Origin of the sequence: Skermanella stibiiresistens SB22 (assembly GCF_000576635.1) — a bacterium.
GTDB classification, from domain to species: domain Bacteria; phylum Pseudomonadota; class Alphaproteobacteria; order Azospirillales; family Azospirillaceae; genus Skermanella; species Skermanella stibiiresistens.
On record NZ_AVFL01000041.1, the window covers coordinates 1 to 13,287 of the forward strand.

Annotated in this window: 10 protein-coding genes; 5 read left to right on the top strand and 5 right to left on the bottom strand. The window is 65.2% G+C overall.

Annotation, left to right across the window (positions count from 1 at the left end; genetic code table 11):
- From N825_RS31395 to N825_RS31400, 3 genes are all read right to left on the bottom strand, one after another.
- The coding region (locus N825_RS31395; RefSeq protein WP_037460480.1) for an IS3 family transposase at nt 1–822 on the bottom strand (822 nt) is incomplete at its 3' end.
- A 25-nt stretch (nt 823–847) separates the two neighbouring features.
- Nucleotides 848–1,324 (bottom strand): helix-turn-helix domain-containing protein, encoded by a 477-nt coding sequence (locus tag N825_RS38260; protein WP_198038985.1) that lies wholly within the window; start codon nt 1,322–1,324, stop codon nt 848–850.
- A gap of 315 nt (nt 1,325–1,639) precedes the next feature.
- The gene (locus N825_RS31400; protein ID WP_037460514.1) at nt 1,640–2,608 is read right to left on the bottom strand and encodes an IS5 family transposase; all 969 of its coding nucleotides are present in this window, start codon (nt 2,606–2,608) and stop codon (nt 1,640–1,642) included.
- Nucleotides 2,609–2,888: 280 nt separating this feature from the next.
- On the opposite strand from N825_RS31400, the gene N825_RS31405 reads away from it, so the two are divergent.
- The 5 genes from N825_RS31405 (at nt 2,889) to N825_RS31425 (ending at nt 9,736) form a co-directional block, all read left to right on the top strand.
- A complete protein-coding gene (locus N825_RS31405; RefSeq protein ID WP_037460481.1) occupies nt 2,889–4,139 on the top strand; it encodes an ABC transporter substrate-binding protein in 1,251 nt (416 codons plus the stop codon).
- A gap of 73 nt (nt 4,140–4,212) precedes the next feature.
- Entirely contained in the window at nt 4,213–5,091 is an 879-nt protein-coding gene (locus tag N825_RS31410; RefSeq protein ID WP_037460482.1) for a branched-chain amino acid ABC transporter permease, read from the top strand.
- Between the two features lie 8 nt (nt 5,092–5,099).
- A complete protein-coding gene (locus N825_RS31415) occupies nt 5,100–7,703 on the top strand; it encodes a branched-chain amino acid ABC transporter ATP-binding protein/permease (RefSeq protein WP_084165230.1) in 2,604 nt (867 codons plus the stop codon).
- Nucleotides 7,704–7,836: 133 nt separating this feature from the next.
- Entirely contained in the window at nt 7,837–8,580 is a 744-nt protein-coding gene (locus tag N825_RS39335; RefSeq protein WP_051513723.1) for a transposase, read from the top strand.
- A gap of 355 nt (nt 8,581–8,935) precedes the next feature.
- The gene (locus N825_RS31425; RefSeq protein WP_037460519.1) at nt 8,936–9,736 is read left to right on the top strand and encodes an alpha/beta fold hydrolase; all 801 of its coding nucleotides are present in this window, start codon (nt 8,936–8,938) and stop codon (nt 9,734–9,736) included.
- A gap of 36 nt (nt 9,737–9,772) precedes the next feature.
- Here N825_RS31425 and N825_RS31430 read toward each other — a convergent pair whose 3' ends face one another.
- Both N825_RS31430 and N825_RS31435 read right to left on the bottom strand, forming a co-directional pair.
- On the bottom strand, nt 9,773–12,295 hold the full coding sequence (locus N825_RS31430) for a two-component system VirA-like sensor kinase (RefSeq protein WP_037460485.1): 2,523 nt from the start codon (nt 12,293–12,295) through the stop codon (nt 9,773–9,775).
- Nucleotides 12,292–13,227 (bottom strand): cytochrome-c peroxidase, encoded by a 936-nt coding sequence (locus N825_RS31435; protein WP_198038986.1) that lies wholly within the window; start codon nt 13,225–13,227, stop codon nt 12,292–12,294. The genes N825_RS31430 and N825_RS31435 overlap by 4 nt, the downstream gene beginning before the upstream one ends.
- Between the last annotated feature and the right edge of the window lie 60 nt (nt 13,228–13,287).

The window sequence follows — 13,287 nt, forward strand, 5'->3', positions numbered from 1 at the left end:
CTCGACAGGTGGCAGATAATCGAGCGCGGAATGTAGGCGGTGGCGATTATAGACCTGCTCGATGAAGGTGCCGATCCGAGCGCGGGCATCGGTGATGTCGCGATACCCGCTGGCGTGAACTTCCTCCTGCTTGAGGGTTTTCATGAAGCGCTCACATTTGGCGTTGTCATATGGATTGCCGATCCGGCTCATGCTGGCCTGGATGTCATGGGTGGCGAGCAGGGCTGTATGATCGTTGCAGGCATACCGCACCCCCCGGTCGGAATGATGGATCAGACTGCCGGGGGCGGGCTGCCGGGTCCTGATCGCCATGTCGAGCGCCGCGGTCGCCAGACTGGCCTGTAGATGCGTCTCCAGCGCCCAGCCGACGACCCGCCGGCTGTGAGCGTCCAGGACGATCGCGAGGTAGGCGAACTCTTCTTCCATGTGAACGTAGGTCAGGTCGGCGACCCAGAGTTGATCGATGCCGCTCGGGATCATGCCGCGCGCCAGATTGGGCACGACCTTCCACGGGTGGCGGGAATCCGTGGTGACCGGCACGAACGGCCGTGTCCGCAGGCACAGCAGGTTGTCTTCGCGCATGATGCGCAGCACGCGCTTGTGGTTGACCGACCAGCCCTCACGGCGCAACTGCGCCGAGATCCGGCGGTAGCCATAGTGTCTGTTGTCGAGCGCCAGACGCTGGATGTCGTCACGCAGGCCGGTTTCCTCCTGACGCGGCGCCGAGGCTTCCCAGTGCCGGTAGTAGCTGGCGCGGCTGATGCCGCTGAGCGCGCACATCCGCTCGATCGAGGGTTCGCCTTGCGACGGTGCCGCCGTCATTTCCTGGATGACCGCGTGGATGCCGTCACGCCAGACCCGACGGTCGGCTGGCGTGCGTCCCCGACCCGCCGCAAGGCTCGCCGAAAAAAATACCGCCTCCGGCGTTGCCTAAAGGCCCCATTTCCATCTGCTGGCGGCCGACCGTGCGTTCCAGTTCGGCGATCCGCCGCTGGGCCGCCGCGTGCTCCGCCGCCGATACCGTCCCTGAAGGCGCCACCTTCGCGGTTGGCTCCAGGCGAGGTGCCGGAGCTGACGGCAGCGCGGACTCCCCACTCCGGGCTGGTTCCGGCGCCGGCGGCGCTGCGATGACCTTGCGGGGCCGGCCGCGCGGCCGGAGACCTTCCGGACCACCCGCCCGAAAGCTATCGCGCCACGCGTGGAGCCGCTTGCGCTTCACCCCAAGCTCGCGCGATAGAGCGCTGACATTCACTCCAGCTTCCATTCGGCGGACCGCGTCGAGCTTCATATTCCGGCTGTAAACCGGATCTCCCTTCTTGGACATGCGTTCTCCTGACATGAGAACTGTCCCTTATTCTTATGTCTCAGTCCAGGGGTGCATTACACCCAGCTTTTCCCGTCCACGAGGTCGCCTCCGGCTGCGGGATCATTGACCCACCTTGGCCATCGCGGCCTCCAGCAAAAGGGACCGCGCATCGCCACACGCCAGGATCCATGCACCCCAGCAGTCTTCCTGACTGCCAGCGGCGGCGTTGATCACGCGAGCCCCGGCACGGGATCTTAACAGAACGCCTGATATATCTGATGACCTTGGTGCAGAAATCAGGGTGTGATTGGATTTCGCCCTTTCCCGCAGGTTTCAAGCGATCCGGCGTGACACCGGCATACCGAGGCCGGTCATGATGTTGATGACTATGCAGGCGACCTTGGCCTCGGTCTTCTGTGTCGGCAGAGTTCGGGCGTGGAGGCCGCGACCGATCACCTTTTTGTACCGGAACATCGCCACCTCCGCCTGGGAGCGCTGTCCATAGTCAACCATGCGCCGCCATCCCAGCCGACCGCGCTCCCCGATCATTTCGATGTGTCGGTCGCGCTGGGTCGGCTCGGTGTCAGCCGTGGCGCTGAGCACGGCATCGGCGCAAGGTGGCGCGACCATCACCGCATCCGGATGGCGCTCGTCCAGGGCGGTGTACACGCCGGTTCTATCATAGCCGCCGTAGCCCATGAAAACCTCGACCGGCTCGGCAATCCGGTCGAGCAGGGGCTCGACTTGGGAGGCGTCATCGACATCGCGGCCGGTCAAGATGGAGGCGACGATCCGGCCAGTCACCGCGTCGAAGCCGATATGCGGCTTGCGCCACGAACGTCGCTTGCTGGTACCATGCTTTTCGGCCAGCCACTCACCCGGGCCGCTCAGCTTCAGGCCGGAACTGTCCACCAGCAGGTGGATCGGACCACCAGTGGCGCGGGCCCGCGCCGGCAAGTCCATCGTCTCGGCCCGCCGGCTGAGGGTGGAGTAGTTCGGCACCGGCAGGTCGAGGCCGAGCGGCTGGAGGACCGAGCCGATCAGTCCCTCGGTCTGGCGCGGCGCCAAGCGGAACACAGCGCGCAGGATCAGAGCTGTCGTAATCAAGACGTTCGAGTACCGCGGCTGACCGCCCGGCGTTGTGCGCGGCACGGCTTTCCAGACCGCAATGGCGTCGGCCGTGAACCAGACGGTCAGACTGCTCCGCTGCCGCGGCGCCTCGTTATACGCTGCCCAGTTTGTCACGCGCCGCTTCGGCCGCGGAATATGGTGGCGGCGGATGGCGTTGGCTTCATGCGGCATGAAGACGGGGATCCGGAGCATCGAAACAGGCCGTCCCTTACGCGATCCCACACATCCGCGCAACACGCCGGCGGTCGTGTAAATTCCTAGAGAGGATTTGCATAATCAGGAACAGCTCGCGGTCGCCCGTGTTTACGAGTTCACCTACATTCTGTCCACCAATGCCCTTCGCGGGATATTGGCGGGAACTGCCATGCGCCCGATCGCCATGCGGTGAATGTAGTCGAGAACTGCGGACAAGCAACAAAACAACAGCCAACCGCAACTAGGGAGCGAAACGATGATTTATGGGAAAGGATTGACGCGCAGGGCGATCCTGAAGGGTTCCGCCGGGGCGGCGGCCCTGGCGACGCTTGGGGCTCCAGCGATTGTCGGGGCACAGTCCGACGTCATCCGTGTCGGGCATCTGACGCCACGCACCGGCTTCCTCGGCCCACTCGGGGAGTACGCCGTGATGGGCGTCACCCTCGCCACCGAAGAAATCAACAACGCCGGCGGCGTGCTCGGCCGCAAGATTGAATTGCTGGCCGAGGACAGCGTCAATCCCTCCACCGCCTCGACCAAGGCGGACCGGATGATCGGCCGTGATCAGGTCATCGCCATCCTGGGCGAGATCAGCTCGGCCTCGGGCCTCGCGATCTCGCAGGTGGCGAGCCGCGAAAAGGTCCCGTTCATCCAGACCGGCTGCAATTCCGACGAGCTGCGTGGAAAAGCGTGCAATCGATACATGTTCCATATCGAGGGCGCGAACACGATGTACATCAACGCGGTCGGGGACAGCCTGAAGCGGGAGGACTTGGTCAAGGACAAGAAGTGGTTCGGCCTGACCGCCGACTATGCCTACGGTCACGACCTGCTCGAGGTGTCCCGCCGCTACGCCGACAGGAACGGCGCCGACTTCACACAGAACGAGCTGGTGCCTACGGACAGTACCGACTTCAGCCCCTTCATCCTGAAGATCCGCCGAGCCCGGCCGGATGTCGTCATATCCAACTTGGCCGGCAACCAGATCACCAACTTCATCAAGCAGTACAAGGAATACGGCCTGGACTTCCCGCTCGCCGGCGGGGGCTTCGATACCGCCGCCGCCTGGGGCGCGGGGCCGGACGCCTTCGCCGGGATCTGGCCCGCCATCTGGCACCACACCCTCGACAACCCAACCGCCAAGGCCTTCACCGCCGCCTTCACCAAGCGTTGGGGCAAGCCGCCGGAGAATCAGGCTTGGGGCGACTATCTTGGCATGAAGATCCTCGCGAGAGCTATCGCGGAGGCCAAATCGACCGACGGTGACGCCCTGGTCCAGCATCTGGAATCCGGCGCCAAGTTCGACGTCTTGAAGGGCCGCGAGGGTTATTTCCGGAGCTGGGACCACCAGCTCATGAACGAGATGTACTCGATCCGGCCGAAGCCTCGAGACAAGCAGGCGGACCAGTGGGACATGCTGTTGCTTGGCGACCCGGTCCCCGGTCCGGGCGAGGACTTGGAGAGCATCGCGACAATCCGATCCGAAAGCGCCTGTACCCTCGGGTGATGCCAAAGTCCGGCGCGGCACCACCGCGCCGGACCGCTTCGTATGCGCGCCTCCCCTCCGCGAGGACCGAGCCTTGGAAGAGCTTCCCTTCGTCCTGGAGCAGGTGGTCAACGGCGTCGTCGTCAGCGCCTATTACCTGCTCATCGCCCTTGGCCTGTCGCTGATCTTCAGCCTGGGCGGGATAGTCAATCTGGCGCATGGCGCCTTCTATGCGCTGGGCGCCTATTTCGCCGTCGAGATCGAACGATATCTCGGTTTCGGCGGGGCGCTGATCCTGTCGCCGCTTCTGGTGGCGGGGATCGGTATAGTGCTGGAGCGGACCATGTTCCAGCGTTTCTATCGCTCCGACCCGATCCTCGGCCTGTTGCTCACCTTCGGCTTGGCCATGGTGATCGAGCAGACCATCCGCATCGTCTGGGGAGCGGCCCCCCTGCCCTTCCAGATCCCGGACTTCATCCGGGGTCAACTCTTCGTCGGCGACATGATCTTTCCCTATTATCGGCTCGCCATGTTGGCCGTCGCGGCGCTGGCCGTGGGGGGGACCTGGGTGCTGCTGAACAAGACCTCCTTTGGCCGGGTGGTGAAAGCCGGCGTCCAGAATCCCGACATGGTCGCCGTGCTCGGCATCTCGCTGGCCCCGATCATGACAGCGGTGGTGGCGCTGGGGATCGGGCTGGCGGCCCTGGCCGGCGTGCTGCTCGCCCCGATCTCCGGGGTTCATCCCGCCATGGGCGCCGAGATCATAACGGCCGCCTTCGTGGTGGTCGTCATCGGCGGGCTTGGCAGCTTCTGGGGCGTCGTGATCGCCGCCGTTTTGGTCGGCGTCGTGCGCGGTCTGGCGATCCACTTCGTACCGGCCGCATCCGAGGCGTCGATCTACCTGCTGATGCTCCTGGTACTGCTGCTCCGTCCGCGCGGCCTGTTCGGCGAGCGCATCATGCGTTTTGAGTGAGGCCGGCGATGAGCATGGAGAAAGAGACCGCACCCAACGCCAAGAACGCGACTCCCCGGACACTAACGGTGTCGCGGCAAAACTCGCCCGTACCGGTGGAGCTGGTTGTCGCCGCGATCGGCATCGTCGTCCTGCCATTTCTGTTTCAGGCGATCGGCCTAACCTTCGACAGCGCGACGATCTGCCTGATCCTCGTAATCGCGGCCTTGGGCCTGAACCTGCTGGTCGGCTATACCGGCCTCGTCTCCTTCGGCCACGGCGCATGGTTCGGCATCGGCGCCTATGCGGCCGCCTTGATCCAGTTGAACTGGACGCCCGGCGGCCTTTTCGCCCCCGTACTGGGAGCGGTCGCCGTCGTCGCACTCCTCGCCGTGGTCGCCGGGTTCCTGTTCCTACGACGGCGCGGCGTCTACTTCTCGCTGCTGACGCTCGCCTTCACGGCCATGACCTTCGCCACCGCCTTCCGGTGGACGGCGCTGACCGGCGGCGAGAACGGCCTCGGCGGCATCCAGCGGCCGATGCTGCTCGGCATCGACCTCAATGACCAGCGTGTCTTTTACACCCTGGTCGGCGTCCTGACCTTTCTGGTGGCCATGGGGCTGTGGCGGCTTCTCGGCTCACCGCTGGGGCGGACGCTGGTCGCGATCCGCGAGAACGAGCAGCGAGCCTCCTTCTCAGGATACCCGACACGCTACTACAAGCTGGTGGCCTTCGTGATCTCCACGGTCGTCACCGGCTTCGCAGGATCTCTGTTTGTGCTTCAGAACCGCTTCGCCTCGGCCGAGCCGACCAGCATCGCCTTCTCGGGCGAGTTGCTGGCCATCGTCGTGATCGGCGGCATGCGGAGCTTCCTCGGCCCGGCACTGGGCGCCGTCTTCTACATCCTGTTCCGCGAATACCTGTCGATGTGGACGGCGAACTGGCTGCTGTGGTTCGGCCTGCTTTTCGTCGGCTTCATCTTGTTCTCGCCGACCGGGCTGATCGGCGTCGGCGCGCGCCTGTGGGCGATGATCCGCCCGCCCCCGGCGGAGGAAGCGGCCATGGCGAACCGGGTTTCCTCCCGGCGCGCGGAGGAGGATACGACGGTGCCGGCCTTCCTCCGCGAGGTCGCGCGCGGCGGCGGCGCGACCCTGATCTGCGAGGGGCTGGTAAAGCGCTTCGGCGGGCTGGCCGCCGTCAGCGAGGTGTCCTTCACCGTCAGGAGCCGCACGCTCCATGCGCTGATCGGCCCGAACGGAGCCGGCAAGACGACGGTCTTCAATCTGGTTTCCGGCATGTTCCCGCCAAGTGCCGGGACCGTGCGGCTGGACGGTAAACTGGTTTCGGGGCTCTCGCCCCACCGCATCTGTCAGGCGGGGCTGGCCCGGTCGTTCCAGATCACCAACCTTTTTCCCGACCTGAGCGTCGCGGAAAACATCCGCCTCGCGTCCCAGGCGCGGCACGCCCATCGCTTCAACGCGTGGCGGCGGGCCGACGGGATTGAGGAGATCAACGAGGATTCCCGCGAGATCATCACCTTCATGGGGCTCGACGGAACCGAACGGGCCTTGGCCGGCAGCTTGTCCTATGGCGGGCAGCGACTTGTCGATATGGGCATAGCGCTGGCGTCCCGGCCGTCGATCCTACTACTGGACGAGCCCTTGGCCGGTCTCGCAGCGGCCGAACGCGAACGCATATCGGCGCTGATCCGGCGCATCGCCGACCACATCCCGGTGCTTCTGGTCGAGCACGACGTGGACCGGGTGTTCGGCATTGCCGACCAGGTGACGGTGATGAACCAGGGCCGCGTGCTGGTCGATGGCACGGTGGAGGACGCGCGCACCGACTCCCGCGTGCAGGAGGTCTATATCGGCTCCGGAACCTCCGCCATCGCCGCCCGTCGGCGGGAAAGCGCCGCCGCAAGCACCGTGGTGATGGCGGCCCGCGACGTCAACGTGTTCTACGGCAAGAGCCACATCATCAACGACGTGTCGTTCGACCTGCACGAGGGGGAGATCGTGGCCCTGCTGGGCCGCAACGGGGCCGGCAAATCGACGCTGCTCAAGGGCATCATCGGCACGGCACCTCCCGCCAGCGGGACGATCGAATACGGCGGGCGCAACCTTGTCGGCCTGAGCGCGCCGGAGATCGCCCGCCTCGGCATCGGCTACGTGCCCCAGGGGCGCGGCCTGTTCGCGGGCATGAGCGTCGCCGAGAACCTGATGCTGGGCCGCCTGCGCCGGCGCACCGGCGCCGGCAAGCACTGGGACGAGGACCGCATCTTCGAGTTCTTCCCGCGCCTGCGGGAGCGTCTCGACACGCCGGCCGATTACCTTTCCGGCGGCGAGCAGCAGATGGTCGCCGTCGCCCGCGCCCTGCACGGGGACGTCCGGGTGCTGCTGCTGGACGAACCGTTCGAGGGCTTGTCGCCCGCCATCACCGAGGAGCTGTTCACGGTGTTCGACCGGCTGCGCCGGGAGATTTCCATCATCATCGTCGATCACAACCTCGACCTCGTGCTGGCCCTGTCCGATCGCACCTACGCGCTGGAGCGTGGGCGCGTGGTGCATCAGGGACCGAGCCGACCGCTTCTGGAAGACCTGGAATACCGGCGCGAAGTCCTCTGGCTGTGAAAGTCTGTTCGCAGACGGGTCGTGCCAGCCGATGCTGTTCGTGATGCTACTTTGAGGAGAATGAGGGCTGACGCGCGAGAGGGCGCTGAGCTATGTCCGCAGCCATCGCCAACAGCCACTGGATCAGCAGCATATGGGTGCCGCCGTCAAACCCGCCAAGACGTCTCCGGCCTCGTGGGATGCTTTCCGGGATGCCTTCGTTGACGCGGTGCTGGTGGAGCTCGCGGCCATGGCAGCGGACGGCACCCGGGCGACCCGCTCCGGGCCGAAGTCGCCATTGATCGGAGCGGCAATGCGCAAGGGGATTATGGCGATCTGGTGCGTGTGCTTTTGCGGCATGCAGTGGCGCGCTATTGGCCACCTATGCGACATCCCGTTCGGCACGCTGTACACGCTGTTCGCCCGCTGGACCCGGCTTGGTCTGTGGCGCCGGCTGCTCGACCGCCTGATCCTGGCTTGGCGGCAGGCTTGCGGCGACAAACCGGTACCCAGCGCTGTCGTCATCGACAGTCGCTCCTGTCAGTCGGCGCCGACTTGCTTCACGCGCGGCTTCGATGGCGGCAAGAAGATCAAGGGCATCAAGATCCATCTTGCCGTAGACAAGTACGGCTTCGCCCTGGCGATCACCGTCTCTCCAGCTTACAGGCATGACAGCAAGGGCATCGTCCCGGGCTACATCAGCTGGCCGGCCGCGGCTTCAAGGGAACCGCCCGGGGTGATCTCAGCTATCGCGGCCAGCGACTGTCCAAGGCCGGTGAGGCGCTTGGCATCACCGTCAAACCCAGCGCCGGTGGCCATGGCGGAACCTTCACTCCGGAGGGGATTCGATGGGTGGTTGAGCGCTCGCTGGAATGGATCAACTGCTACCTTCGGTTGAATAGTATCTTTGAGCGGGCAGAAGCTCACCTCATCGCCTTCATCCAGATCGCCTTCATCTCCATCCTGTCCCCCCGCCTCGTACGCCTTGCTGCCCAGGAAATCAGCGCCTGACGTCTACAAACAGACTCTAAGCTCGCTGGATGACCAGGCCCGCCGAATAGACGGAGTAGCAGAGCCGATCCTCGAGGGGCACCGGGCGGTTGGGTTTATCGGACATGATGGACTCCTCACCATCCATATAGCACGTCCGACATAATTGTTATCACGATAAATATTGTGCTGGACGCGCCTTGTCCACTGAGCTATATAAGTAGTTATCGCGATAACATTTATTACATATGAAGGAGCCAACGTTGATCACGAAAACGCGCAACCTCTTTGCCGCCCTGACAGTCGCTGCAAGCGTCGTCGGCGCTGGCGCCGTTCAGGCGCAGCCCACCCTCCCCTCCACTTCCGCACAACCTGTCAGGAACATCGTGCTGGTGCATGGCGCCTTCGCCGACGGTTCGGGATGGCGCGGCGTGTATGACGAACTCACCGCTCGAGGATACAAGGTCAACATCGTCCAGAACCCGCTGACGTCGCTCGCCGACGATGTCGCGGCGACCCGCCGCGTGCTTGATCGGCAGGATGGTCCGGTCATCCTCGTCGGCCACTCCTACGGCGGCACGGTCATCACCGAGGCGGGCTCCGATCCCCGTGTGGCGGGTTTGGTCTATGTCGCCGCCCTCGCGCCGGATACCGGTGAGTCGACGCTCGACCAGTTCGCCGAGATCCCGCCGCCGCCCAACTTCGTCATCGAGGAGCAGTCGGACGGGTTCGGTTTCGTGAACGGTCCGAAGTTCAAAGCCGGCTTCGCCGCCGACACGAGCGACGCCGACGCGGCATTCATGCGCGACTCCCAGGTGCCGATCGCGATGTCGGCCTTCAAAGCCAAGGTCACGCAGGCGGCGTGGCGGGTCAAACCCAGTTGGTTCGTCGTGGCGACGGAAGATGGCGCGATCGATCCGAAGCTCCTGCGCAAGACGGCGCAACGCATGGGAGCGGACACCGAGGAGGTGAAGGGCAGCCACGCCGTCTTCTTGACGCAGCCCAAAGCCGTCGCGGACGTGATCGACAGGGCCGCCAAGCATGAGGCGCACGCGCCACGTTGAGGCGCGGGAAGCATCTCCCCTGACGGCCTCGCGCCGTCAGGGCGAAATCCGGCTTTCCAGGCACTGTGCCAGTGCTCCCGCGAGTTCCGTTGTGACCAGAGGACAATGCACCACGTCGGTCACGCCGGCGGCGGCCAAGGCCGGGGCGTCGATACCGCGCGCCGACCCTGTCGCCAGGATGATCGGCAAGCCCGGCGCCGCCCGATGTAGAATAGCCGCGCCTTCGATCGCGGTTCTCTGGGGATGGCAGACCAAGGCGGCATCGAACCGCATTCGCGCCGATCGGCACGCCTTCGCCGCTTCGGCCTGTTCGGTGAAGCCTACCGGTTCATAGCCGAGCGCCGCCAGGATCTCCTCGTTCCGGAGCAGGCGTTCACGCTCGCCATCCAGGATGAGAATCGTCTCACCGCCGCCACGGCGTGTCGTGGTGGCGGAGGGTCGGCTCTGGATGTGTCCTGCCTGATATCGAGCCGGTGCGGCGTAGGGCAGCAAAATCTCGAAGCGGGTTCCCTCGCCGGCCGCGCTTCGCACCGTTATGGCTCCACCAAGTTCCCGGACGATCTGGCGCGCCGTAGCGAGGCCCAACCCGTTTCCCGCAAGGCGGGTCGTGAAGAACGGTTCGAAGATGCGCTCCAGCGTGGTCTCGTCCATGCCGCGTCCGACATCGCTGACCGAAACCGACACGTACTGGCCGGGGCCGAGGTCGTCCTGCCCGTGCCGGAACACGGTTTTCGACGCACGGACATCCAAGTCGATTTCAATGGTTCCGGTTCCCTCCATCGCCTGTGCGGCGTTGTTGCAGAGGTTGAGAAAGACCTGCTGCAGCCGGGCCGGGTCCGCCAGGACGACCATCTCCTGGGGAACCTCCCGAACCGTCACCTCGACCTCGGCCGAAAGCCCTGGAAGCGAGGCCTGAAACATCGATACCGTCTCCTCGATCAGGTCTCGGACACGGACCCGTTCCCGCTTGTCAGCTCCGGCACGGCCGAATGTGAGGATCTGGTCGACAAGGTCTCGTGCCCGTTCGCCCGCGCGCCGGATCTCGTCGAGGCTGGCCGCGGTCCGGCTTTCCGGTGTCACATGGGCTTGCGCTATCTCCGCGTACCCCAGGATGGCGCCAGCGATGTTGTTGAAGTTATGGGCCACCCCGCTGGCGAGCGCGCCGACGGTTTCCATGCGGCGGGCTTGCTGAAGCCTCGCCTCCAGCCGCTGCTTTTCGCGGCTGAGGGTCTCTCGGTCGAGGGCGCTGGCGATGGCGTCGAACGCCGTGCGGAACATGCCGTATCCGTCGCCCCGGGCCAGGGAGCCTTGGCGCATGGCATCGAAACCGAGAACGGCACCGGGACATTCGTCGCTGAAGGATGGGATGCACAGCCAGCCGCGCAGGCCGACGGCCGCCAGGAGATCCATGTCGCCTCCGCGGGACAGGTGATCGACCCGTGGGATGTGGATGGTCCCATCCTGCTCCGGCATCGACCGCCGCGCGAGATCCAAGGCGCCTTCTGGCCAACCGGCGGGCAGGGTGTCCGGAGTGCCGGACCACTGGTAAACCTGCGGCGGATCGCCTTCGATGACGAAGTAGGCCCGATCCGCCGATATGAGCGCCGCGAGTTCCTCCAGCGCACGCTCGATGTGGTGGCGGACCTCATCCGGCCGGGAGGTGATGAAACGCGTCGAGATGCCCGCGATCACATGCTCGAAATCTGCCCGCAGGCGAAGCGCCCGTGCCCTCGATTGAAGCTGGATGCCGAGATAGACCAGCAGGCAGACCAGCACCACCGACATGCCATACAGGATGTTCCGAAACATTTCGGCCGCGTTCTCCGAAGCGCCCGCGCGCGCGACGACAAGGTCGCGGACGCGCTCCTGATGACGCCCTCCAGCCGACGAGAACATCTCCTTCAGGATGCCGTCCGTTTCCGGCAGCAGGTTCCGGAGCATCCGGGCATGCTCGATCAACGGTTTGGAGGCGGGGGATTCCCAGCCTGGCGGGCCACCAGCTGATGGGCCGTCCGCCGGTGGGCCGCCCAATTGCATCGCCCTGAGCCGCGCGTCGACATCCGCGACGGTTGGAGCGGAGGAGTCGAGCGTCAGATGCAGGATGGCGGCCGCCAGACCGCTGACCTGGGCTGCCCGGTTCCTGTCCCGCTCCTCCTTGATCAAGCGCTCGCCGAACACGATGAAATAAGCGAGCGAGTTTTGCAGCAGCGCGTTCCGGCTCTTGAACTGTTCCGTCAATCCCTCGGACTTGTCGACGGACCTCATCACCTCGTCGATCGCGGTGGCGATCTCGGGATATTGGCCAGTCGTTTCGCGCAGGCGGGTCACCGCGTCGCGCATCTCGTTGATTTCCAGGACCAGGGGATCATAGTTGCGCAGCAAGCCCGAGCGCGCGCTGAGCACGTCGCGATGAAGCGCGCTTTCCGCCTTCTCCAGACGGTCGATCGCCAGCAGGGCATCCTGGGACGTTCCCACCTCGGCGCTCATGCCACGCAAGGCCACCCAGGTCAGCAGGATCAGCAGCGTCGCGGCGGCGGTGACTGTCAAGCCGGTTCTCACCGCGGTTCTCCGACCGGCTGCCCCCGAAACTCGCCGGTGAGCGTCCGCAGGAACGCCACGATCACCTCCGCCTGCCGATCGGTCAGCTCCGAATTGAGCTGCGCCCGGGCCATCTTGCGAACCGCGACGTCGAGTGTCGAAGCGCTGCCGTCGTGGAAATAAGGCGGCGTGGTCGCGACATTGCGCAGGCTGGGTACGCGCAGGACGGCCGGCTCCGGCGCTGCGAGCGGATGGAAGATCCCATGCCGCTGGAATAGGTTGCCGCCGACATTGACGCCCTGATGGCAGGATGCGCATCCAAGCGATTTGAATTGCCGATACCCTTCGATCTCGTCGTCCGACAGGGCTGTCGCGTCGCCGCCGAGCCAGCGGTCGAACCGGCCGCCGGGCGTCACCAAGGATCGTTGGAATGCCGCGAGGGCACCAAGCAGTCCCGCTGCGTCAGGATCACGTCCGAACGCGGCGCGGAACCGGCCAACCATCTCAGGATCCCGCTTCAGCTTGCCAACCGCGTCGTCGATGCCGCCGCCCATGATCCGGGGGTTCTCGATCAACGCCCGCGCTTGGTCCTCAAGGGTGCGGAAGCCACCTTCCCAGTTGAGCCGGAAGCTGAGCGCCGCGTTGAAGACGGTGCTGGTATTGAGCGGAAGGTCGGACCCGTCGAGCGCCTTGTCGCGGACATTCGCGGTCGCCCCGTTGCCGCCCAGATCATGGCATGTGGCACAGCTTCGCGAATTGCCGAGCGAAAGACGGGGGTCTCCAAACAGGCGTTCGCCAAGCGAAACCTTGAGCGGATCCTCCGGCCGTGGCTCCGGGACCGGCGACACCGGCTCTTCGGCGGCGGCATGCCGCTCCAGCGGCAGCACCTGGACCGGCAGGAGCGATCCAACCAATAGGACGGCCACATAGACGCCGGTCGCGCGACGGAGCACCGCCCGCCGGCGCGAAGTCCTCGCGTTGGTTTTTGTTGTTGTCGGGGGACCGTCTTTCAC